This window comes from Paraburkholderia lebeckiae (assembly GCF_050436325.1).
GTDB classification, from domain to species: Bacteria; Pseudomonadota; Gammaproteobacteria; order Burkholderiales; family Burkholderiaceae; genus Paraburkholderia; species Paraburkholderia tuberum.
This window is the reverse complement of sequence record NZ_JBNDLZ010000003.1, coordinates 3696799-3718325: the sequence shown is the minus strand read 5'-3', so window position 1 is coordinate 3718325 and position 21527 is coordinate 3696799. Positions and strand designations below refer to the sequence as shown.

Genomic DNA, 21527 nt, shown 5'->3' with positions numbered 1-21527 from the left:
GAACCCGATTATTGCCCGCCTTTTTTAAACGACTCGAGTTCGGTCGTATAGCGCTCGTTTCTCACGCCATTGCTGCCGTAATACTCTTCAACCGATTTCACCCAACGGCCGACTTCCGGCACATACCAGACGCTTTATACGTACGTCCCGTCGCCTGAACAGGACCGATTTTCTGCGCATGCGTGATCATCGCGGTGTCGCCCTGCTCGACCTGGGTGGCTTGCGTGACCGTCTGCCGCGGCTCGAGTTGCGCGACCCAGTCGCCTTCGGCTTCGATCTTGATCGCCTGAAATTTGACGGCGGGCACTTCGACGCTTTCCGTTCCGACCACCCGATACTGCGAGTTCCACTTCCGCGAAGCGAATACCCGGCTGGGATGTTGCTCGGCGTATTCGACCGTCCAGCTCTTGCCCGGCGACAACGGAAACACGAACGGCCGGTTCACGACTGTATCGGTGCCGTTCACGCTGCGCTCGCGGCTCCAGTCCGCTCCGGCGATGACTTCGCGTGGCGCCTGCGTCGAACCCGAGATCTTCGATTCGAAATAGATGTGCGATGACGTCGCCCGCAGCACCGTTACCTGCTCGTGCGTCTGGTTCCAGCCCGACGGCCCTCTCTCGCTCGTCGACGTATATGTCCAGGTGTCCCCGGGTTTGACGTCGGGGGCCGGCGCCGATTGCGCAATCGCCGACAGCGGCAAAACGAGGCTCAGCATAAGGGCGGCGGTTCTTATTTTTTTCATAGGTCGAATGTAGGTTTTATGTGCAACGAATAAGCAGCCGCGAATATCCGGGCGAATACTCGACGACGGACTTTAAAAAGCAAAAAAGCCAGCTCGACGGACGATAAGACCTATCAGCTTTCCGATGGCCAGCTCGATCGACTATCGCGTGTATTACCAGTACAACGCCGGCATCTACGCAGGTCACATGATCAGGAGCGGCACAACGATGCAGATAGCACCGCTCGGAGGCGGTACGCCGCAAGAGAACTACTACTTCCTGAACAACGCTGCCGTGCAGTCAATCAAATCCGCGCTCAATTTCTGATCGCTTCGGAGGAACGTCTGCGGCACGCGGTCGGATTGACCCGTCCCCTCACATTGATGACGACGGTCGACAAGGCTGGCGAAGAGAGGAACAGAAAAAGAAAAGCCCCGACAAGTCGGGGCTTTCGCTTTACATCAAAGACTGGAGGCGCGAGCCGGAGTCGAACCGGCCTAAACGGCTTTGCAGGCCGCTGCATAACCGCTTTGCTATCGCGCCGCAAGCAGACTGGAACCTGGACACGGGTTCGCAGATTTATCTGGTGATTACCAGAAGAACCGAAGCTCTGAAAAATTCAGAACGAGCGGCCTTCCAAACAAAAAGGGAAGCGTTGCTTCCCCTGATGTATGGAGCGGGAGACGAGGCTCGAACTCGCGACCTCAACCTTGGCAAGGTTGCGCTCTACCAACTGAGCTACTCCCGCATTGAACTACTTCACATCGCGCTGCGTTTTTTACTTCGCCAAACAACGCGGTGCTTCGAATTCTGGAGCGGGAAACGAGGCTCGAACTCGCGACCTCAACCTTGGCAAGGTTGCGCTCTACCAACTGAGCTATTCCCGCATTGTGCTGCATTTACTGCTTTACGGCGTTTCCGGTGTTTCCGGTGTTTCGCGTTGCGTGCATCGGAGAAGCGAAATTATGGAGAATCGACTGAAACGTGTCAACCCCCTTGCCCATCTGTTTAAAGAAAATATTTCGCTCGTAGTAGCGCGGGGTTCGAACACACTTTTGCGCCCACCGCGCTCTTCTATTCACACCGTCACGCGATACCGCCGCGCTCGCGAATCTGCGGCCACGCGAGCTTCATGTAGTACAACATCGACCAGATCGTCAGGAACGCGGCCAGATAGATCAGCCACAGACCCCACACGCGCGTGTCGACCGTCACGCCGCCACCGAGCGGCAGCGGGCCATAGAACAGCAGCATCGGAATCGCCACCATCTGGCAAGCGGTCTTGAACTTGCCGAGCGAGTTCACCGCGACGCTCTTCGACGCACCGATCTGCGCCATCCATTCGCGCAGCGCCGATATAGCGATTTCACGTCCGACGATCACGAGCGCGATCGCGGAATCGATCCGCGTGAGTTGCAAGAGCACGAGCAGCGCCGCGGTCACCATCAGCTTGTCGGCGACCGGATCGAGAAACGCGCCGAATGCCGAGGTCTGATTCCATTTGCGGGCCAGAAAGCCGTCGAACCAGTCGGTGAGCGCCGCCAGGATGAAGATCGTCGCGGCCGCGAGATTGCGGTGCGCGGGGCTCATCATCATGTCGGGCAAATAGAACACACCGACGACGAGCGGAATCAGCACGATCCGCAGCCAGGTCAGGAATATCGGAAAATTAAACGGCATGGGGCAGGCGCAGCGTCTGACGAGTGAGTTGCAATTGTGCCGTGTCACAGGGCCTGCCACAAGCAAGCGCGCCCAGGCATGGCCGCGCGGGGGCGGCAAGCGAGCCGCCGTCGGCGCGTGGTTCGCAGCCAGCGCATCCGCAGCGCGACGCCTCGGGTCCGACGAACCGTCGTTCCGATCACAGCGCGGCGCGGCCCGCCAATTCAATGCAGTTGCCGGTAGATCTGCTCGGCGAGCGCCTGCGAAATGCCTTCGACGCTCGCGAGATCCTCGACGCTCGCGGCCACCACGCCGCGCAAGCCGCCAAAGCGCGCCAGCAGGCGCTGACGCCGCTTCGCCCCTACGCCTTCGAGTTCTTCGAGCCGCGAGGTCTGGCGCGTCTTGCCGCGTTTGGCGCGCATGCCGGTGATGGCGAAACGGTGCGCTTCGTCGCGGATCTGCGCGACCAGCATCAGCGCGGCGCTTTCCTTGCCGAGTTCGAGCGGCGTGCGGCCGTCCGCGAAAATCAGCGTCTCGAGACCGACCTTGCGCCCCTCGCCCTTCGCGACGCCGACGAGCATGCCAGTATCGAGCCCCAACTCCGTGAACACCTGCCGCGCGATCTCCACCTGCCCCTTGCCGCCGTCGATCAGCACGATGGTCGGCAGCACGCCGCCGGTCGCGGCCGGCTCGGCGGCATCGGCGGCGAGCGCGGGATCGGCGGCCGCGTCACTTTGCGATTCGGCGGCTTCGTCGCTCGCATTCGCGGCGGCCTGCGCGACCATCTTTTCGTAGCGGCGCGTGAGCACCTGGCGCATCGCCGCGTAATCGTCACCGGGCGTGATGCCGGCGATGTTGTAGCGGCGATACTCGGACGACTGCATCTTGTGGTGGTGATAGACGACGCATGACGCCTGCGTCGCCTCGCCCATCGTGTGACTGATGTCGAAGCATTCGATGCGCAGATGCGCGAGGTCGTCGCACTCCATGCCGAGCGTGTCGGTCAACGCGCGCGTGCGCGCCTGCTGCGAGCCCTGCTCGGAGAGCAGGCGCGCGAGCGCGAGCCGCGCGTTCTGCTCGGCCATCGCGAGCCACGCGCGCCGCTGTCCTTGCGGTTGACGCAGTACGGTCACCTTGTGGCCCGCCTGCTCGATCAGCACGTCGACGAGTTCGCGCGCCGGCGCGTGGCTGACCACCAGCACCGGCGGCACGCGATTGCCGAGGTAATGCTGCGCGATGAACGCTTCGAGCACTTCGGATTCGATGCCGTCTGTTGCGCGGCCTTGGCGGCGCTTCGCCGCGGGGCCGGATTCGGCGTTCCCGTCGGCGCCTTCGTCCGCGCCTTCGTCGCTGACGACGTCCGGGGTCGCTTCGGCAGCCTCGTCGATCGCGTCTTCCTCACTACCATCGGCGTCCTCGTCTTCCGACGGCATGTCCTGAGCGATCGCGAGCGCATCGGCCGAGGCGCTCGCCGCCGCGGCCAATGGCGCGACCGCTCGCGCATCCGCCAATGCATCGCGCTGATCGCCGTCTTCTTCGAGCCCGCCTTCCTCCGCCGTCAACGCGCTCTCCACGTGGGTGGGAAAGTACGCCTTGTCGCCGAGATGTCGTCCGCCGCGCACCATCGCGAGATTCACGCACACGCGGCCGCCCAGCGCGACTACCGCGAGAATGTCGACGTCGCTGTCGCTGCCGACTTCGATTGCCTGCTGATGCAGCACCGTCGACAGCGAACTCATCTGGTTGCGCACCGCCGCGGCCTGCTCGAACTTCAGCTCGCTCGCGAACGCATGCATCTTCTGCTCGAGCTCCTTCATCACCTCGCCCTGGCGGCCCAGCAGAAAGCGCGACGCGTTGGCGACGTCGCGCGCGTAATCCTCCTCGCTGATGTTCGCGACGCACGGCGCCGTGCAACGGCCGATCTGATGCAGCAGACACGGCCGCGTGCGGTTGTTGAACACCGAGTCTTCGCAGGTGCGCAGCTGGAACACGCGCTGCAGGATCTGGATGCTCTCGCGCACCGCCCACGCGCTCGGGAACGGGCCGAAGTACTGGTTCTTGCGATCGACCGAGCCGCGGTAATAGGCCATGCGCGGAAACTTGTGGCCGGTCAGCTTCAGATAGGGATACGACTTGTCGTCGCGAAACAGGATGTTGTAACGCGGCGTGAGCGCCTTGATCAGGTTGTTTTCGAGCAGCAGCGCCTCGGCCTCGGAACGCGTGACCGTGGTCTCGATGCGCGCGATGCGCATGACCATCATCGCGATACGCGGCGACAGCTGCGTCTTCGTGAAGTAGCTCGATACGCGCTTCTTCAGATCGCGCGCCTTGCCGACATAGAGCACCGCGCCGCTCGTGTCGTAATAGCGGTAGACGCCGGGCAGATGCGGCAGTTGGGCGAGCACTGTTTTCGGCTCGAAGGTGTCGGGGGCGTCGCTGGCTTCGGGTTCGGTCATGCGGGATCGATTGGGGTGGGACTGTCTCGCGCTGCCTCGCCGCTTGCACCGATTGCACCGATTGCACCGATTGCACCGATTGCACCGATTGCGCCGCCGGGTGCCCGGCATCGTGCGCCGGGGGTCGTGTCGCGTGTCGCCGATGCGGCCCGCATGGCGGACAAAGGGCGCGCGCGATCGCGAGCGAGGCTTTAGAATCGCCAGTTTAGAACATTCCGCGTTCGTTCGAACCCGCTCCGTTCGCCGGAGTCATCGAGCCAGCCGAGCCGCCATGTCCTCCATCGCGCCCGATTCCGGATCACCCGCCGCCCCTACCAACCCGATCGCCTGCGATATCTTCTGCGCGGTGATCGACAACTTCGGCGACATCGGCGTGTGCTGGCGCCTTGCGCGCCAACTCGCGCGCGAGCACGGCTGGCAGGTGCGCGTGTTCGTCGACGATCTGCATGCATTCAGGAGGCTGTGCCCGTCGCTCGAGCTGGAGCGTGCGCGGCAGACGCTCGACGGCATCGTCGTCGAGCATTGGCACGAGCCGTCCCATGCTGGCGATAGGCTCGAAGTCGCCGACGTCGTGATCGAGGCGTTCGCCTGCGAACTGCCGCCCGTCTATATCGCGGCGATGACAGAGCGAGCGCGCGCGCCGCTCTGGTTCAACCTCGAATATCTGAGCGCCGAGGACTGGATCGCAGATTTTCATCTGCGGCCGTCGCCGCATCCGCGCTACGCGCTCAGCAAGACCTTCTTTTTCCCCGGACTCGGCCCCGGCACCGGTGGCGTCCTGAAGGAGCGCGATCTCGACGCGGCGCGCGCCGCGTTCGAAGCATCGCCCGCCGCGCGCACCGACTGGTGGCGCAACGTCACGGGCCACGCGCCGCCGCCCGCCGACGCGACGGTCGTGTCGCTGTTCGCCTACGAAAACCCGGCCATCGACAGCCTGCTCGAACAATGGCGCGACAACGCAAGCCCGATCGTGCTGCTGGTGCCCGAAGGACGCATTTCCGGCGCGCTGGCGCGCTTTTTCGGCCTACCGTCGTTTGCAGCGGGCACCCATGCGACACGCGGCAACCTCAGCGCGCACGCGCTCGCGTTCACCGAACAGCCTGGCTACGACGCACTGCTCTGGGCGAGCGACGTCAATTTCGTACGCGGCGAGGACTCGTTCGTGCGCGCGCAGTGGGCCGCCAAGCCGTTCGTCTGGCACATCTACCCGCAGGCCGACGACGCCCATCTGCCAAAGCTCGACGCCGCACTTGCGCACTACACCCGCACGCTCCCAGCTGACGCGCGCGCCGCGCTCGAGCGCTTCTGGCACGCGTGGAACGGCGCTGGTCAGCCGGACTGGGCGGAATTCCAGCGCCACTATCCGCCCCTGAAACGGCGCGCCGCCAGCTGGGCGGTCGAACTCGCGCAAGTCGGCGATCTCGCCGGAAATCTGACCTCGTTCGCAAAAACTCAGTTAAAATAAGCGGTTATCCAACGGCCGACGACGCAAGCGCGGCCCGATTAGACCAACAACCCCATGGTCAGCCCGTCTGACCGTCCCCTCGAAAAACACAGCACGCGTTCCAATCTTCCGCTCGGGCACGCGAATGTCAAAAAAGGGACGTATGTTTGGGCGTGTTGCTGATCGGCGCCACTCGTGTACACGCCCGAACAGGGTAAAAATCAGGTAACGGACAGGTGGAACGCCGAGGCATCACGCCCACGGGTTTTCGCCGCGAGCCGATCCCGTTTCACGCATCCGGGCTGCGCGGCCGCTTCACGCGGCGCGCGGCAGGCGGTGGGCGAAACGCCGAAGCCGCTTGCGCCGTATGCCGTTGAGCAACAGTTAAGCTATTTATCTCGTACAGGACAGTTTTATGAAGACCGCACAGGAACTCCGCACCGGCAACGTCGTGATGATCGGCGCAGACGCAATGGTCGTGCAAAAGGCCGAATACAACAAATCGGGCCGTAACTCCGCCGTCGTCAAGATGAAGTTCAAGAACCTGCTGACCGGCGCAGGCATGGAAACCGTCTACAAGGCGGACGACAAGTTCGACGTCGTCGTGCTCGAGCGCAAGGAAGTGACGTACTCGTACTTCGCCGACCCGATGTACGTGTTCATGGACGCCGACTACAACCAGTACGAAGTCGAAGCCGAAATGATGGGCGACGCGATGCACTACCTCGAAGACGGCATGGCTTGCGAAGTCGTGTTCTACAACGAGAAGGCGATCTCGGTCGAACTGCCGACCACGCTCGTTCGCGAAATCATCTACACGGAACCGGCCGTCAAGGGCGATACGTCTTCGGGCAAGGTGCTCAAGAACGCCAAGCTGAACACCGGCTTTGAACTGCAAGTGCCGCTCTTCTGCAACATCGGCGACAAGATCGAAATCGACACGCGTACGCACGAGTACCGCAGCCGCGCCTAAGCGCCCGCCTGCGTCACCCCGACAGCGCCGGCGCTCTGCCGGCCTGCACAAAAGCGCTCAGTTTTGGGCGCTTTTTCTTTTCTGTCGCGCCGTGTATTGTTTAGGAAAACTTTACCGGCAAATTTCTCAAAATTACCATCGCGACATCCGGATTTCGCGTTGGGCGCGCGGCAAGCCCTTGATCGATTTCATTCGCACCCTTTGGCACGATCTCTGCTAGGTGGAGAGAGTCACGCGAGTACGCTCATTTTCCACTCTTGGGAGAGGCACCATGAACAACGACATCGCTGAAGGTAAATGGAGACAGATGATCGGCAAGGCGAAGACCGCATGGGGCGAACTGACGGACGACGAGTTGACCAAGGCCGAAGGTCGGGCCGACAAGCTCGCTGGTCTGATTCAGGAACGCTATGGCAAAACCCGTGAAGAGGCGGAACTCGAAGTACGCCGGTTTTTCGATAGCAACCGGGATTTCTGACAGGACCAATGAAGGAACTACAGGCGCCGGCCCGCGCGACTCAAGGCGCAGTGCCGGCGGCTGTCGTTTTTTCACCGCCCAAGGACCGTTGGTTTAGCCCTGTCATCGAGCCCCCAGAGCCCGGAGTGCGCGCCATCAGCGTTGGCGGCGCGCCGGGCATTCGACCCATTCATAAAATTGCGCTCGCCATGCCACACGCCCTGATTGTTGAAGACGATCCCAATAGCCTGTCCGGTCTGTCGGCAATCCTCGCCGCCGACGGCTTTTCAGTCGACACCGCGACCACGCTCGCCGAGGCCCGCGGCGCATTGACGCGCTTCATTCCCGACGTCGTGCTCGTCGACCTGAATCTGCCGGACGGCAGCGGCCTCGATCTGTTGCAGCATCTGCCCGCGCATCCGCCGGGCGGCGCGCTTCCGGTGATCGTGATGACCGGCAATGCGACCGTCGAGAGTGCGATCGAGGGCTTGCGGCACGGTATCTGGGACTATCTGCTGAAGCCGGTCAACATTCCGCGCCTGCGCAGCCTGCTCGCGCGCATTCCGCGGCCTTATGAACTGACCGAGGAGGTCCAGGCGCTGCGCGCGGCGCTGCGTCAGCTTGGGCGCTTCGGCTCGATGCTCGGTCGCAGCGGCGCAATTCAGCACGTGTACGACACGATCGAGCGTCTCGCGCCGACAGAAGCCGCGGTGCTGATCTCCGGCGAGGCCGGCACCGGCAAGCAGATCGCCGCGCGCACGCTGCACGACATGAGCCGCCGCCGCAAAGGCCCGTTCGTCACGTTCGATTGCCGCGGCGCGACCGCGGGCGGTCTCAATCGCTCGCTCGACAGCATGCTGTTCGGTCACGAACGCGGAGCGTTCGGCGGCGCCGAGCAGCGCGAGCCGGGCCTCTTCGAACAGGCGAGCGGCGGGACGTTGTTCATCGACGAAATCACCGAGTTGCCGCGCGCGCAGCAGGAAGCGCTGTTGCGCGCGCTCGATTCGCAGACCTTCATGCGCGTGGGCGGTACCAATCAGATCGTGACCGACTTCCGGCTCATCGCGTCGACGCGCAAGCCGCCGCGCGCGGCGGTCGCGGACGGCTCGCTGCATCAGGACCTCGCGCTGCGCCTCGAAGCCGCCGCGGTCACGCTGCCGCCGCTGCGCGAGCGTGGTGAAGATCCGGTGCTGATTGCGCAGGCAGCCGTCGACGAACTGAATGTGGAAGCGACCGCGCGCGGTACGGCCGAGGTCGCGAAGCAGGGGGGGCCGAATTTCCTGCGCGAATGCCTCGCATACGACTGGCCGGGCAACGTGCGCGAACTGCAGGAGCGCGTGCGGCGCGCTTATCAGGCATCGGGCGACGTGATCGAGTCGTTGCGCGCCGACGAAGCCGGCTTGGCGAACGGCCGCGATCTGAACGGCAGCCGCGTGCAGGTGACCGTCGGTACACCGCTCGCGGACGTCGAAGAAATGCTGATTCGCGCGACGCTCGACGCGGTCGGCGGCACGCGGCATCGCGCGGCGTCGTTGCTGGGAATCAGCCCGAAGACGCTGTACAACAAGTTGCAGCGCATGCGCTTGAACTGAGCGATCGGATCGCGCGTGCTGCGGTTGTCTACCAAAGCTTGACGGCGGCTCGCACCGTTCGAAGCTGATAAAAATGGCGCCTCGAATTGCTTCAAGGCGCCATTTCCGTTTATGCAAAGGTACTGCGCAGCAGCCTCTGCGCTTCGGTGTACCGTGGCTCGGCCATCAGCTTGCTCCACGTGAGCGCATTACCGCGCGGCCTCATGCGCTTCAGCCGCCGCTGCGATTCCCTCGACGGCGTGACGCGCAGCGCGTCGAGCACCTTCTCCGCTTCGTCCGGCTGGTTGCAGATCAGCACCATGTCGCAGCCGGCCTCGAGGGCCGCTTGCGCACCTTCGGTCAGCGTGCCGCCCTGGCGCGCGGCTTCCATCGACAGATCGTCGCTGAAGATCGCGCCTTCGAAGCCAAGCTTGCCGCGCAGGATGTCTTGCAACCAGATGCGCGAGAAGCCAGCCGGCTTCGTATCGACCCGCGGATAGACGACGTGCGCGGGCAGCACCGCGCCAAGCGACAGACCGAGCCAGTCGTACGGCGCGACGTCGTTGCCGAGGATTTCGTCGATCGGGCGTTCGTCGACGGGCATCGCGACGTGCGAATCTGCCTGCGCGAAACCGTGCCCTGGAAAATGCTTGCCGCAATTGCTCATGCCGGCGAGCGCGAGGCCGTGGTTCAAACTCTTCGCGAGCAGCGCGACCACGCGCGCATCGCGATGGAACGCGCGATCGCCGATCACCTGCGAGTGCCCATAGTCGAGGTCGAGCACCGGCGTGAAGCTCATGTCGATACCGCACGCGCGCAGTTCCGCGGCGAGGATATAGCCGACCGCGGTCGTCACTTTGGTCGCGTGCAGCACGTCCTGGTCCCACAGCGCGCCGAGCTTACCCATCGACGGCAGCACCGTGAAGCCGTCGGTGCGGAAACGCTGCACGCGGCCGCCTTCGTGATCGACGGCGATCAGCAGATCCGGGCGAATCGCGCGGATGGCATCGGTCAGCCCGACCAGTTGCGCGCGGCTCTCGTAGTGGCGCGCGAACAGGATCACGCCGCCGGTCATCGGGTGAGCGAGACGCCTTTTGTCATCGCGGTTCAGCGTTTTGCCGACCACGTCGAGCATCACCGGTCCGGGTCTGGTTTTCATCGAATTCCGCTGGAAAGCACTGTGAGACAACACAAACGCGACCGCCAGCGGCCGCGCTCAACCTTTTCATTCTGTGGCGGAACGCGCGGACGAAGCCAGCGACGCCGACGCCGCCAACGAACCTTCCGTATCGCCCGGGCGCGGCGTCTCCGCGATCACGAACGACACTGCGTAGTCGCGCTCGTCGCTGATCGTCACGCGCGCCGTGATGCCGCGCGCGTCGAGCCAGTCGGCCAACTCGCCGGAGGCGACCACCATCGGCTCGCCGCTCGGCCGGTTCAGCGTTTGCAGCGCGCGCCAGCTCATCGGCCAGTGCATGCCGAGGCCGATTGCCTTCGAGAACGCCTCTTTCGCCGAGAAGCGCGTCGCGAGAAACGCGAGACCGCGCGCCGCCGAACGGGCGTGGCGCGCGTGGTAGACGCGTAATTCGTCGGGACCGAGCACCTTCTCGGCGAAACGGCCATTGGTGCGAGTCATCACCGCTGCTACGCGGCTGACCTGAACGATATCGGTGCCGATCCCGTAGATTGCCATGCGTGCGTCCGTCGCGAGATTGCGTTACGCGCGCGCGCCGAGACGCGCGGCGACCATGATCGCCTTCATCTCGCGTACCGCGTTGTCCCAGCCGGCGAAGATCGCGTGCGCGACGATCGCATGGCCGATGTTGAGTTCGACGATGCCGTCGATCGCCGCGATCTGCTGCACGTTCGTGTAGTGCAGGCCGTGGCCCGCGTTCACTTTGAGGCCGAGCGTCGCGCCGAATTCGACTGCTCGCACGATGCGCTCGTATTCGCGCTGCTGTTCCGCGGGATCATGAGCTTCCGCGTAACGGCCTGTGTGCAGCTCGATCACCGGCGCGCCGGCTTCGTGCGCGGCGCGAATCTGCGTCTCCTCGGGGTCGATGAAGAGCGACACGCGCGAGTTCGCGTCCGCCAGTTGCTTGCATGCGGCGCGCACCGCCTCGAACTGTCCGGCGGCGTCGAGACCGCCTTCGGTCGTCAGCTCCTCGCGCTTTTCCGGCACGAGGCACACGTCGTGCGGTTGCACTTCGCACGCGATGTCGAGCATTTCCGGTGTGACCGCGCATTCGAGATTCATGCGCGTTTTCAGCAGCGGACGCAGCTTGTGTACGTCGGCGTCGACAATATGCCGGCGGTCTTCGCGTAGATGCAGCGTGATCGCGTCGGCGCCGGCTTCTTCGGCCATCAGCGCGGCGCGGATCGGATCCGGATAGGACGTGCCACGCGCGTTGCGCAGCGTGGCGACGTGGTCGATATTCACGCCGAGGTCGATCGCGGTCGGCGAAGTCAGGAAGAAGCTCATAAGTTCTGCAGGTCGATCAGGATCTGGCGGGTAGCAAGCGGCGCGCCGCCGAGATAGGTGTTGAGCAGGAAGCGCATCAGCGTTTTGCTTTGCGCGACGGTCTGCGCTCGATGGTAATCGTCCTTTTCCATATCGAGCAAGGTTTGTCCCGTCACTACCGGCCACTGCGCGGGCCATTCGTCCGATGCCTCGCGTACTCCGCGCTCGGGATCGAACACGTAGCGGCCGTCGGCGAGCACCGCTTTGCGTGCGACCGTGCGGTCGAGCGCCATCGCGTAACCCGTCTCGCGTAGCAGCACGCGTTCGAACGAGCGCAGCACCTGCACCGGCGGCTCATCGTGCGCGAGCCGCGTCAGCGTGACGACGTAGTGATGGAACAACTGAGGATGCGGGTCTTCGCGCGCGCAGAAGCGCACCAGCAGTTCGTTGACGTAGAAACCGCACAGCAGCGCGTCGCCGGTCAGCGGCAGCATGCCGCCGACCCATTCGGCGCCGGTCAGCGTGCGCATTTCGGACTTGCCCGACCACGCGAGCGACAGCGGCTGGAACGTTTGCAGCACGCCGCGCAGCGCGGAGTGCGGGCGCTTTGCGCCCTTCGCGACGAGCGCGAGACGGCCGTGATCGCGCGACAGCACATCGATGATCAGGCTGGTCTCGCGATACGGGTAGCTATGCAGCACGAACGCGGGCTGTTCGGTGATCCGGTATTCGGATGCGGGGGTGCGCGGCGCGCGACGCGCCGGCGTCTTGCGCGGCTCGCCATCGTCGGCGGGTGCGCTTTTCGCGCTTTTTGGGCTTTTTGCGTCGGCCGACGATTTCCTCGCGCTACGCGCGGGCCGAGACGGTTCGTGCTCCGGCTGATCCGAAGCCTCGTCTGAATTGAGCGTCATCCACGCGTCATTCGTACCCATACGCACGAAGCCCGGCTTCGTTGTCGGCCCAGCCGCTCTTCACCTTGACGAAGGTTTCGAGGTACACGGGCCCGTCGAACAGCTTTGCCATGTCGAGGCGAGCCTCCGTGCTGATCTGCTTCAGCTTCGCGCCCTTCTGGCCGATGATCATCGCCTTGTGCATGTCGCGATCGACGAGGATCGTCGCAAAAATACGGCGCAGCCGCCCTTCGGTTTCGAACTTCTCGATCAGCACGGTGCTCGTGTACGGCAGCTCGTCGCCGGTCCAGCGGAAGACTTTCTCGCGCAGGATTTCGGCGGCAAGGAAGCGCTCGCTGCGATCGGTCAGGTCATCCTCGCCGTAGATCGGCTCGCCTTCCGGCAGGAACGGCTTGACGGTGGCCATCAGACGTTTGATGTCGTCGGAATTTTTCGCCGACAGCGGCACGATCTCGTTGAACTCGCGCAGCGTACTCATCTGCTGCATGAACGGGAACAACGAGTCTTTATCCGACACGCGATCGAGCTTGTTCGCGATCAGCAGCGTCGGGACCTTCGCCGGAATCAGGTCGAGTACCTTCTGGTCGTCAGGGCCGAAGCGGCCTGCTTCGATGACGAACAGGATCGCGTCGACCGAGGTCAGCGTCGACGTAACGGCGCGATTCAGCGAGCGGTTCAGGGCGCCGCTGTGTTTGGTCTGAAAACCGGGCGTGTCGACGAAGATGTACTGGGCGTCTTCGAGCGTATTGATGCCGGTAATGCGATGGCGCGTGGTCTGCGCCTTGCGCGACGTGATGCTGACTTTCTGGCCGACCAGCGCGTTCATCAGCGTGGACTTGCCGACATTCGGGCGGCCGACGATCGCGACCATGCCGCAGCGAAAACCAGTGGGAGTGGGAGCGTTCATATTCGGACTACGGCAGGTTCAGTTCGGCGCGCGCGACGCGCACGCCGATGACAATCAATGGCCCGCATCGGCGACGCGCGTTTGCACCGCGTCGGCGACGCCGGGTTCGTGTTCGGCAGGTGCCGGGGGCACCGAGACAACCGACGCGGGCGCGGCGGTCACGCTCGATGCAGCAGTCCCCGGCGCGGCTTCGCGGCTGCGCTGACGGTCCGCGCTGCGAGCGTGTGACGGCGTGTCGGCTTTGAGGTCGGGGGTTTTGTCCGCTGCGGGTTTTTCGGCCGGCTTGTCGACAGGTTTCTCGCCCGCGTGGATCGAAACCTTGTCAACCCTCTCCGTCTTTTCGGACTTCTCGGCGCGCTCCGGCTTGTCCTGTCCGCTGTACTCCACATGCGCGGCACGAATTACAGCCAACGGCGCACCGGCGGCACCCGGCGCGGCACGTTCGGCCGCCGGTCTTTCAGCGGCTGATTTTTCCACGACAGGCTGGTCGGCATCGGCTTCCAGCGCGGCAGCGACGCGCCCTTCACCGCGCGCGCTCTTGCGATCCGGTGTGCGCAGATCCAGTGCGGCCTGCACGCCGGTCACGCCCGGCACGATTTCCTGCTCGGCATTTTTCGCGGCACGCGCGCCCTTCGAGCGCTTCGGCTTCGCGACCACGGCAGGCGCCGCGGCCATCACTTCGTCGAGCGCCTTCTTTGCGGCCGCCTGTTCCGCAGCGCGACGACTCGCGCCGGAGCCAGACACCTTGACGTCGAGCTTCGGCACCGTACATTCCACTTCGAACTGCTGATTGTGTGCCGCACCATGGGTGGCGACCACCGTATAGGTAGGCAATGCAATCTTGTGGCCTTGCAGATACTCCTGCAGCAGCGTCTTCGCGTCCTTGCCAAGCGTACGCGGGTCGATATGGTCGAGAATCGGTACGTAAAGGCGCTTGATGACCGTCTGCGCAGCGTCGAATCCGCTGTCCAGAAATATCGCACCGAGCACGGCCTCGAGCGTATCCGCAAGGATCGACGGGCGGCGGAAACCGCCGCTGCGCAACTCGCCCTCGCCGAGGCGCAGGCCCTCCGAAATATTCAGTGCCTGAGCAATCTCGTAGAGGGACTGCTGTTTGACCAGATTGGCGCGCACGCGAGACAGGTCGCCTTCGTCGAGTTTGCCGAAACGTTGGAACAAAAGCGCAGCCACCGCGCAATTCAGAACGGAGTCGCCGAGAAATTCGAGCCGTTCGTTATGCGTGGAGCTATGACTGCGGTGTGTTAAAGCCTGACGCAGCAATTCCGCATTGCGAAATTCGTAGCGCAAACGGCTTTCCAACGGAGATAGGGGCATGGGCAGAGTATAACGCGGGCGCCTGACCCGGCGGAAACACGGGGCGCCAGCGGAAAAAGCGTGGTGAAACGACGTTACCGCGAGTTCTTAAAGTAGCATGACAACACGCCGCGACCGAGATAACCGGGTGCCGGTTATTCGCGCGGCGTGTGAGAAGCGCTCATGAAGCGATCGATGCACGCGACTCACTGGAAAGAGCCGATGCGCCGCAGATCGCTGAAGTTCATCCAGATGAAAAATGCGCGGCCGACGATATTGCGTTCAGGCGCAAAACCCCAGTACCTGCTATCCGCGCTGTTGTCGCGGTTATCGCCCATCATGAACAAATTGCCCGGCGGCACTTTGCAGATCACGCCACGCGCGTTGTACTGGCAGTTGTCGCGATACGGATAATCTTCCGCACCGACGATGAACGGCGGCACCGCCGGATTATTCAGAATCGCGTTCTTGCGGCCGTCGATATCTTCCTGGAACTGCTTCGCATAACCGAGACGCTCTTCGTCGAGATAATCGGGCAGCGGCGTTTCAGGCACCGGCTTGCCGTTGATCGTGAGTTTCTTGTCCTGATACTCGATCACGTCGCCGGGCAGGCCAATGACGCGCTTGATGTAGTCGACCGATTCGTCTTTCGGATAACGGAACACCACCACGTCGCCGCGATGGACCGGACTGCCCTGCGTGATCCTCGTGTTGGTAATCGGCAAACGTAGACCATATTCGAATTTATTGACGAGGATGAAGTCGCCCACCAGCAGCGTCGGCACCATGGAGCCCGATGGGATCTTGAACGGCTCGACCACGAACGAGCGCACGACGAACACCACCAGAATCACCGGAAAAAAGCTCGCCGTATATTCGAGCCACCACGGCTGACGCAGCTTGTCGTCGCGCAGACGCGCGCGCGTTTGCGCGGCGTTTTCATCGGCGAAACTCTCGCCGATGCGTGCCTGCTGACGATCGAATTCGGCGACTGCGGCTTCCGCCTCGCGGCGCCGTTTCGGCAGGAAAACCAGTTTGTCCGCGACCCATGCGACACCCGTCAAAACGACGAGCACAAAAAGAATCAACGCAAAATTCATAGGGTTCCGTTATTCAACTTATTTGTCTTCGACACGCAGAATAGCGAGGAAAGCCTCTTGCGGGATTTCAACCGAGCCCACCTGCTTCATTCGCTTCTTGCCCGCCTTCTGCTTTTCAAGCAGCTTCTTCTTACGCGTGATATCACCGCCGTAGCATTTTGCCAGCACGTTCTTACGCAACGCTTTAATGTTTTCGCGCGCAATTATGTTCGAACCGATCGTGGCTTGAACCGCTACGTCGTACATCTGACGCGGAATCAGCTCGCGCATTTTCGCCGCCACTTCGCGGCCGCGGTACTGGCTTTGCGAACGGTGCACGATAACCGACAGCGCATCGACCTTGTCGCCGTTGATCAGCATGTCGACCTTCACGACGTCCGACGCGCGGTATTCCTTGAACTCGTAATCCATCGACGCATAACCGCGCGAAATCGACTTCAGACGGTCGAAGAAATCGAGCACGACTTCGCCCATCGGAATTTCGTACGTAAGCTGAACCTGACGACCGTGATACTGCATGTTGATCTGGTTGCCGCGCTTCTGCGTACACAACGTGATCACCGCGCCGACGTAGTCTTGCGGCATGTACAGGTTCACGGTGACGATCGGCTCGCGCACTTCCTCGATCTTCGACGGCTCCGGCATCTTGGCCGGATTCTCGACCATCAGGATCGTGCCGTCGCGCCGCAGGACTTCGTAGACCACGGTCGGCGCCGTCGTGATCAGGTCCATGTCGAACTCACGTTCGAGACGTTCCTGCACGATTTCCATGTGCAACAATCCGAGGAAGCCGCAGCGGAAACCGAAACCGAGCGCCTGCGACACTTCCGGTTCGTACTGCAGCGACGCGTCGTTCAGCTTCAGCTTTTCGAGCGAATCGCGCAGCGCGTCGTACTGATTCGCTTCGACCGGATAGAGACCCGCGAACACCTGCGGCTTCACTTCCTTGAAACCCGGCAGCGGCTCGGCCGCCGGCTGGTTCAAGAGCGTAACCGTGTCGCCGACCTTCGCCGCCGCGAGTTCCTTGATGCCGGCGATGATGAAGCCCACCTGCCCCGCCGACAGTGATTCGAGATCCTTCGACTTCGGCGTGAAGACGCCGATATGTTCAACCGGATACTGCGCGCCGGTTGCCATCAGCCGGATCTTGTCCTTCGGACGCAGCGTGCCGTTGACGATGCGCACCAGCATCACGACGCCGACGTAGTTGTCGAACCACGAGTCGATGATGAGAGCCTGCAGCGGCGCTTGCGGATCGCCCTTCGGCGGCGGCACTTTCGCGATCAGCGCTTCGAGCACGTCTTCGACGCCGAGGCCCGTTTTCGCGCTGCAACGCGTCGCGTCGGTCGCGTCGATGCCGATCACGTCTTCGATCTCGGCGATCGCGTTTTCGGGGTTCGCCGCCGGCAGATCGATCTTGTTCAACACCGGCACCACTTCGACGCCGAGTTCGATGGCCGTGTAGCAATTGGCGACGGTTTGCGCCTCCACACCCTGGCTCGCGTCGACGACGAGCAGCGCGCCTTCGCACGCGGACAGCGAGCGGCTGACTTCGTACGAGAAGTCGACGTGCCCTGGGGTGTCGATCATGTTCAGGTTGTAGAGCTGCCCATCGCGCGCGCGATACGACAACGCGGCGGTTTGCGCCTTGATGGTAATGCCGCGCTCGCGCTCGAGATCCATAGAGTCGAGCACCTGAGCTTCCATCTCGCGGTCGGACAAACCGCCACAAATCTGGATGATGCGATCGGCGAGCGTCGACTTGCCATGATCGATGTGCGCGATGATCGAGAAGTTACGAATATGATCCATTCAGTGCCGATCAAGCGAAAAGGCGCGCCCCGGACAATAGCGGAGCACGCCTTGTAAGTAGGTGAAAATCTTATCTATTTTAGCCGAAAAGCCCATCGGCCGGCGCATCTTGCGAAGCGCGGCCTCAAGACGGCGTAGAGGATGCGAGAAACTTACCGCGCGCATCGCAGTGAGCCGCGGCAAATGCGCATGGATCGCGCGAAACCAGATGCCGCGCGGGTGCGTATCAGGATGCCGCCGCGACACGCGACGCATGTGCAGCCAATGCTGCCCGCACGGGCGCTTCGTCGAGATGATAGTGGCACAGTTCGACGCCATCGCAAACCAGCACCGGCACCAACTCGTTGTAACGCGCTTCGAGCAACGGATCGCTGTCGACGTCGATCACCGCCAGTTGCGCTCCGAACTCGGCCAGCAATGGCTCGAGCGCAGCGCGCATGTCCTCGCACAGATGGCACCACGCGCGCCCATAGAGCGTGAGCGATGCCGTCTTCGTCATTTCTGTGCGCTGCGCGGACGAATCGGCACGAACTGCGTGTTGTCGCCGCGACGAACCAGCAACGCGACCATCTTCTGCGAATCGAGGTGTGAGGTCAGCTCGTCGAACTGTTTCGTGCTCGTCACATCCGTATCGCCAACCCGCAGGATGATGTCGCCCTTTTGGAGCCCGACACGCGCTGCCGGACCGTCGACCGCGTCGATCTGCACGCCGTTCTGAATCTTCAGCGCTTTCTGCTGATCGGCGGGAATGTCGCTGACCGCGATGCCGAGCGCGTTGGTCGCGCGCTGCTTCGGCGCTTGCGGCTTCTTCTGATCCGCCTTCGCGACCTTGTCCGGCTGCATCTCTGCGATCGTGACCGGCAGTTCGCGCGTTTGACCCTTGCGCCAGATCGTGATCGACGTCTTCGTGCCCGGCTTCGTATCGCCGACCATGCGTGGCAGGTCCGTCGCCGTGTCGACCGAATGACCGTTGAACTTCAGGATGATGTCGCCCGGCTGCACGCCGGCCTTATCGGCGGGTCCGCCCGGCTCCACGCTGCTCACAAGCGCGCCCTGCGCTTTCGGCAAACCAAGCGAATCGGCGACGTCCTTCGTCACTTCACCAATCGCCACCGCGATGCGGCCGCGCACCACCTTGCCCGAACTCTTCAGCTGATCGGCCACGCGCATCGCCTCGTCGATCGGAATCGCGAACGAAATGCCCATGAACCCGCCGGTGCGGCTATAGATCTGCGAATTGATGCCGATCACCTCGCCCTGCATGTTGATCAGCGGACCGCCCGAATTGCCCGGATTGACGGCCACGTCAGTCTGGATGAACGGCAGGTAGTCGCCGGTGTCGCGTCCCTTCGCGCTGACGATACCGGCAGTCACCGTGTTTTCGAGACCGAACGGCGAACCGATCGCGACGACCCATTCGCCGACGCGCACCTTGTTCGAGTCGCCGATCGTGATGGTCGGCAGATTCGATGCGTTGATCTTCACGACCGCGACGTCGGTACGGTCGTCGACGCCGATCAGCTTCGCCTTGAATTCGCGCTTGTCGGTCAGCGTCACGTAGATCGTGTCCGCGTCGTCGATGACGTGCGCGTTGGTCATCACGTAGCCGTCCGCCGACAGGATGAAGCCCGAGCCTACCCCGCTGTTCTGTTCGGCGTCCGAGTTGTCCGGTGAATCCGGGCTGCCGCCACTACCGCCGCCACCGGCGCCACCGTTATCACCCCCGTGCGGCGATTGCGGTGACTGCGGCAACGGAATCCCGAAGAAGCGCCGGAAGAACTCCGACATGTCGCCGTCGTCCATACCCGGCGGCAGGCCGCCGCGGGAACTACCGTTCGACACGCGCGTTGTCGTGCGAATGTTGACGACCGCCGGGCCGACCTTGTCGACGAGGTCGGTGAAGTCGGGCAAGTTGGCAGCGGGAGCCGCCGATGCCACATGCGGCACGAGCGGCAAGCACGCCGCCACCACTACGGCCGCGAGGAATTTGCGCACCGAGAAAGTCGTCATATCGTAGCAAGCCGAGGGATTTCAGGATTCGGAAGGGTTACTTCGGAGCTTTGTATTCTATGGCAGACGCGAACTGCTGCAATGTGGTTTGGGGCACCTCACCGAGCAGGGTAATCCAGAAGTCGCCCTGACGCTTGACCAGTACGTGCGTCGCGCCGCTATCGCCCGTGCCTTCCTTACGCGTATTTTTCTCGACGGGCTCGACGAACACCGAAATCGCCGCGAGGCCGTCGGAAAACACGGCCTGGTCGACCGGGATCGGAGGCTGCCCCGCCTCGCGCGACGCCATCGGACGACGCAACTGGCGGATCATATGGAAGCCCGGTACCGACGGCGTGATTTGCCAACCCTGCGCGGCCATGTCGACCGGCTCGAGTGGCGGACGCACTAGCGTCCAGCCCGTGAGATTGCGGATGCCGTTGACGATGCCCGTCTTGTCGACCGGCACGCCGATGCGGACCTGCGAAAACGACAACTGCTCGAGCACCTGACCGCTCGGGTCGAGCGTCTGCGCGCGCAACAGCAGACCGGTCTTTTTGTCGGCCCACAGCTTGTACGCGAAGCGGTACGCGTCTTTCGGTTCGAGTTCCATCACGAGGCTGTCGACGCCCGCGACGCGGTCGTCGCCAAGCATCTTCGGCTCGTATACGGACAACACCTGCTCGCCGTTCACCGACAGCAGCGCAGGGAATGAGTCCTTGTTCTGCCGTTTTTCGAAGACCACGATACGCCGCTCCGGCAAGAACGTGTACATATCGTCGTCGTGGCGCAGCATTTTGCGCGGCTTGCCGTCGAGGCTTTCGAGCTGCTCGAACTCGCCGTCCGTACGCGTGGAGTAATGTGCGATGCGCGACGTCTGCACGAAACTGCCGCGCTGATAGACGAACGCGCCCTCGTAGTTCTGCTGCTGGGCGGCCTGGTGGATGCGATCGAGCAGCTCCGCGGCCGTGCGACGGGCGACGGCAGGATCGTCTTGTGCGAAGACCCGCGGTGTTGCGGACAACAACACGGCTGCACAGAACAGAAATGCTGGCAACCGCCCCCAGATAGTCGTTTTATTGAACCGCGGAGTCTGCATCAAACTATTGGCCCTGCGTGGAGACTGAGGCAGCGCGAATCACCGGCATCGAGCCTGCCATCGCCGGTTGTTGCGCGAATTGCTGATGAGCTTCGAGGTATTGATCGAGGCTCGCGTCGCGAATGATGTTGGAGTCCTGCCCGGGCACCGAGGCCATGGCGACACGCTGCACCGCGTCGCCGTGCGATTGGACCGAAGCGAGCTGGGCACCCGAACCACCCGGCACGCCCTGCAGTTGCGGCACGACGATCCAGGTCAACGTAGCGGCCGCGGCAGCGACGGCAAAAGCCGGCACGACTCGCCGGCGCAGCCCGAGCAGGCGGCGCGCGACCGATGCGGATGCGGCGGCGGGCGCCAGCACATGCGGCTCGCTTTCAAGACGCGCGGCAAAGCCGCTCAGAAAGGCACTGCTCCGTGCGGGGCTGACTGCCAGATCGTCGGAACGTAGCGCGTCGCCGATCAGGTGGTAGCTCGACCAGGCAGCGCGATTATCGCCGTCCAGCTCCGCAAGAAACTTGTCCAGATTCAGATGCTCTTCGCCGAACAACTCACCGTCGACGAAAGCTGACAGACGCTCGCCGTGCGAGCCCGCTTGCGATTGCATCGAGACCGACCCCATGATGCTCCCCATCTTCCAAATACCCCGTAGTGA

At 63.1% G+C, this 21527-nt stretch carries 20 protein-coding genes and 3 tRNA genes; 5 read left to right on the top strand and 18 right to left on the bottom strand.

What is annotated here, in order from left to right; all coding sequences use genetic code 11:
- Positions 1-97: 97 nt before the first annotated feature.
- On the bottom strand, positions 98-715 hold the full coding sequence (locus tag OKW44_RS35225; protein ID WP_239499133.1) for a hypothetical protein: 618 nt from the start codon (positions 713-715) through the stop codon (positions 98-100).
- Positions 716-866: 151 nt separating this feature from the next.
- On the opposite strand from OKW44_RS35225, the gene OKW44_RS35220 reads away from it, so the two are divergent.
- Positions 867-1049 (top strand): hypothetical protein, encoded by a 183-nt coding sequence (locus tag OKW44_RS35220; RefSeq protein WP_018421264.1) that lies wholly within the window; start codon positions 867-869, stop codon positions 1047-1049.
- A 142-nt stretch (positions 1050-1191) separates the two neighbouring features.
- On the opposite strand, the gene OKW44_RS35215 is transcribed toward OKW44_RS35220, so the two are convergent.
- From OKW44_RS35215 to uvrC, 5 genes are all read right to left on the bottom strand, one after another.
- Positions 1192-1265, bottom strand: a tRNA-Cys gene (locus OKW44_RS35215).
- 129 nt (positions 1266-1394) lie between these two features.
- A tRNA-Gly gene (locus tag OKW44_RS35210) sits at positions 1395-1470 on the bottom strand.
- Positions 1471-1533: 63 nt separating this feature from the next.
- A tRNA-Gly gene (locus tag OKW44_RS35205) sits at positions 1534-1609 on the bottom strand.
- Positions 1610-1808: 199 nt separating this feature from the next.
- Positions 1809-2402 carry a CDP-diacylglycerol--glycerol-3-phosphate 3-phosphatidyltransferase gene (gene pgsA / locus OKW44_RS35200; protein ID WP_018421265.1) on the bottom strand — a complete coding sequence of 198 codons (594 nt, stop codon included), beginning with the start codon at positions 2400-2402 and terminating at the stop codon, positions 1809-1811.
- A 203-nt stretch (positions 2403-2605) separates the two neighbouring features.
- Positions 2606-4837: an excinuclease ABC subunit UvrC gene (uvrC, locus tag OKW44_RS35195; RefSeq protein ID WP_018421266.1), complete on the bottom strand. Its 2232-nt coding sequence runs from the start codon at positions 4835-4837 to the stop codon at positions 2606-2608.
- 271 nt (positions 4838-5108) lie between these two features.
- Here uvrC and earP point away from each other — a divergent pair, with 271 nt between their 5' ends.
- From earP to OKW44_RS35175, 4 genes are all read left to right on the top strand, one after another.
- Positions 5109-6302, top strand: a complete 1194-nt coding sequence (gene earP, locus OKW44_RS35190) for an elongation factor P maturation arginine rhamnosyltransferase EarP (protein ID WP_018421267.1) — start codon at positions 5109-5111, stop codon at positions 6300-6302.
- Between the two features lie 394 nt (positions 6303-6696).
- Positions 6697-7254, top strand: a complete 558-nt coding sequence (efp, locus tag OKW44_RS35185; protein WP_008919334.1) for an elongation factor P — start codon at positions 6697-6699, stop codon at positions 7252-7254.
- A 271-nt stretch (positions 7255-7525) separates the two neighbouring features.
- Complete coding sequence (locus tag OKW44_RS35180; RefSeq protein ID WP_026225950.1) at positions 7526-7732, top strand: CsbD family protein; 207 nt, start codon at positions 7526-7528, stop codon at positions 7730-7732.
- Between the two features lie 188 nt (positions 7733-7920).
- Positions 7921-9303, top strand: coding sequence for a sigma-54-dependent transcriptional regulator (locus OKW44_RS35175; RefSeq protein ID WP_026225951.1), 1383 nt, complete (start codon positions 7921-7923; stop codon positions 9301-9303).
- A gap of 109 nt (positions 9304-9412) precedes the next feature.
- On the opposite strand, the gene nagZ is transcribed toward OKW44_RS35175, so the two are convergent.
- The 12 genes from nagZ to OKW44_RS35115 all read right to left on the bottom strand — a co-directional run bounded on the left by nagZ (position 9413) and on the right by OKW44_RS35115 (position 21494).
- Entirely contained in the window at positions 9413-10441 is a 1029-nt protein-coding gene (gene nagZ, locus OKW44_RS35170; RefSeq protein WP_026225952.1) for a beta-N-acetylhexosaminidase, read from the bottom strand.
- A 66-nt stretch (positions 10442-10507) separates the two neighbouring features.
- The gene (gene acpS, locus OKW44_RS35165; RefSeq protein ID WP_018421271.1) at positions 10508-10975 is read right to left on the bottom strand and encodes a holo-ACP synthase; all 468 of its coding nucleotides are present in this window, start codon (positions 10973-10975) and stop codon (positions 10508-10510) included.
- A gap of 24 nt (positions 10976-10999) precedes the next feature.
- A complete protein-coding gene (gene pdxJ / locus OKW44_RS35160; RefSeq protein WP_018421272.1) occupies positions 11000-11764 on the bottom strand; it encodes a pyridoxine 5'-phosphate synthase in 765 nt (254 codons plus the stop codon).
- Positions 11761-12675 carry a DNA repair protein RecO gene (recO, locus tag OKW44_RS35155; RefSeq protein WP_018421273.1) on the bottom strand — a complete coding sequence of 305 codons (915 nt, stop codon included), beginning with the start codon at positions 12673-12675 and terminating at the stop codon, positions 11761-11763. The genes pdxJ and recO overlap by 4 nt, the downstream gene beginning before the upstream one ends.
- Complete coding sequence (gene era, locus OKW44_RS35150) at positions 12662-13561, bottom strand: GTPase Era (RefSeq protein WP_026225953.1); 900 nt, start codon at positions 13559-13561, stop codon at positions 12662-12664. Before era ends, recO begins: the two co-directional genes overlap by 14 nt.
- A 54-nt stretch (positions 13562-13615) precedes the next feature.
- Positions 13616-14896: a ribonuclease III gene (gene rnc, locus OKW44_RS35145; RefSeq protein ID WP_026225954.1), complete on the bottom strand. Its 1281-nt coding sequence runs from the start codon at positions 14894-14896 to the stop codon at positions 13616-13618.
- Between the two features lie 185 nt (positions 14897-15081).
- Entirely contained in the window at positions 15082-15975 is an 894-nt protein-coding gene (lepB, locus tag OKW44_RS35140) for a signal peptidase I (protein ID WP_018421276.1), read from the bottom strand.
- A gap of 18 nt (positions 15976-15993) precedes the next feature.
- Complete coding sequence (gene lepA / locus OKW44_RS35135) at positions 15994-17787, bottom strand: translation elongation factor 4 (RefSeq protein ID WP_018421277.1); 1794 nt, start codon at positions 17785-17787, stop codon at positions 15994-15996.
- A 226-nt stretch (positions 17788-18013) separates the two neighbouring features.
- Entirely contained in the window at positions 18014-18286 is a 273-nt protein-coding gene (locus OKW44_RS35130; RefSeq protein ID WP_018421278.1) for a glutaredoxin family protein, read from the bottom strand.
- A complete protein-coding gene (locus OKW44_RS35125) occupies positions 18283-19797 on the bottom strand; it encodes a DegQ family serine endoprotease (protein ID WP_018421279.1) in 1515 nt (504 codons plus the stop codon). The genes OKW44_RS35130 and OKW44_RS35125 overlap by 4 nt, the downstream gene beginning before the upstream one ends.
- A 37-nt stretch (positions 19798-19834) precedes the next feature.
- Positions 19835-20875 (bottom strand): MucB/RseB C-terminal domain-containing protein, encoded by a 1041-nt coding sequence (locus OKW44_RS35120; protein ID WP_026225955.1) that lies wholly within the window; start codon positions 20873-20875, stop codon positions 19835-19837.
- Positions 20876-20879: 4 nt separating this feature from the next.
- Entirely contained in the window at positions 20880-21494 is a 615-nt protein-coding gene (locus OKW44_RS35115; protein ID WP_018421281.1) for a sigma-E factor negative regulatory protein, read from the bottom strand.
- Positions 21495-21527: the final 33 nt, after the last annotated feature.

What these genes read in the sequence shown, in the direction of transcription:
- OKW44_RS35225 (WP_239499133.1), bottom strand. Translation starts at nt 715, where the DNA reads ATGCTGAGCCTCGTTTTGCCGCTGTCGGCGATTGCGCAATCGGCGCCG.
- OKW44_RS35220 (WP_018421264.1), top strand. Translation starts at nt 867, where the DNA reads ATGGCCAGCTCGATCGACTATCGCGTGTATTACCAGTACAACGCCGGC.
- pgsA (WP_018421265.1), bottom strand. Translation starts at nt 2,402, where the DNA reads ATGCCGTTTAATTTTCCGATATTCCTGACCTGGCTGCGGATCGTGCTG.
- uvrC (WP_018421266.1), bottom strand. Translation starts at nt 4,837, where the DNA reads ATGACCGAACCCGAAGCCAGCGACGCCCCCGACACCTTCGAGCCGAAA.
- earP (WP_018421267.1), top strand. Translation starts at nt 5,109, where the DNA reads ATGTCCTCCATCGCGCCCGATTCCGGATCACCCGCCGCCCCTACCAAC.
- efp (WP_008919334.1), top strand. Translation starts at nt 6,697, where the DNA reads ATGAAGACCGCACAGGAACTCCGCACCGGCAACGTCGTGATGATCGGC.
- OKW44_RS35180 (WP_026225950.1), top strand. Translation starts at nt 7,526, where the DNA reads ATGAACAACGACATCGCTGAAGGTAAATGGAGACAGATGATCGGCAAG.
- OKW44_RS35175 (WP_026225951.1), top strand. Translation starts at nt 7,921, where the DNA reads ATGCCACACGCCCTGATTGTTGAAGACGATCCCAATAGCCTGTCCGGT.
- nagZ (WP_026225952.1), bottom strand. Translation starts at nt 10,441, where the DNA reads ATGAAAACCAGACCCGGACCGGTGATGCTCGACGTGGTCGGCAAAACG.
- acpS (WP_018421271.1), bottom strand. Translation starts at nt 10,975, where the DNA reads ATGGCAATCTACGGGATCGGCACCGATATCGTTCAGGTCAGCCGCGTA.
- pdxJ (WP_018421272.1), bottom strand. Translation starts at nt 11,764, where the DNA reads ATGAGCTTCTTCCTGACTTCGCCGACCGCGATCGACCTCGGCGTGAAT.
- recO (WP_018421273.1), bottom strand. Translation starts at nt 12,675, where the DNA reads ATGGGTACGAATGACGCGTGGATGACGCTCAATTCAGACGAGGCTTCG.
- era (WP_026225953.1), bottom strand. Translation starts at nt 13,561, where the DNA reads ATGAACGCTCCCACTCCCACTGGTTTTCGCTGCGGCATGGTCGCGATC.
- rnc (WP_026225954.1), bottom strand. Translation starts at nt 14,896, where the DNA reads ATGCCCCTATCTCCGTTGGAAAGCCGTTTGCGCTACGAATTTCGCAAT.
- lepB (WP_018421276.1), bottom strand. Translation starts at nt 15,975, where the DNA reads ATGAATTTTGCGTTGATTCTTTTTGTGCTCGTCGTTTTGACGGGTGTC.
- lepA (WP_018421277.1), bottom strand. Translation starts at nt 17,787, where the DNA reads ATGGATCATATTCGTAACTTCTCGATCATCGCGCACATCGATCATGGC.
- OKW44_RS35130 (WP_018421278.1), bottom strand. Translation starts at nt 18,286, where the DNA reads ATGACGAAGACGGCATCGCTCACGCTCTATGGGCGCGCGTGGTGCCAT.
- OKW44_RS35125 (WP_018421279.1), bottom strand. Translation starts at nt 19,797, where the DNA reads ATGACGACTTTCTCGGTGCGCAAATTCCTCGCGGCCGTAGTGGTGGCG.
- OKW44_RS35120 (WP_026225955.1), bottom strand. Translation starts at nt 20,875, where the DNA reads ATGCAGACTCCGCGGTTCAATAAAACGACTATCTGGGGGCGGTTGCCA.
- OKW44_RS35115 (WP_018421281.1), bottom strand. Translation starts at nt 21,494, where the DNA reads ATGGGGTCGGTCTCGATGCAATCGCAAGCGGGCTCGCACGGCGAGCGT.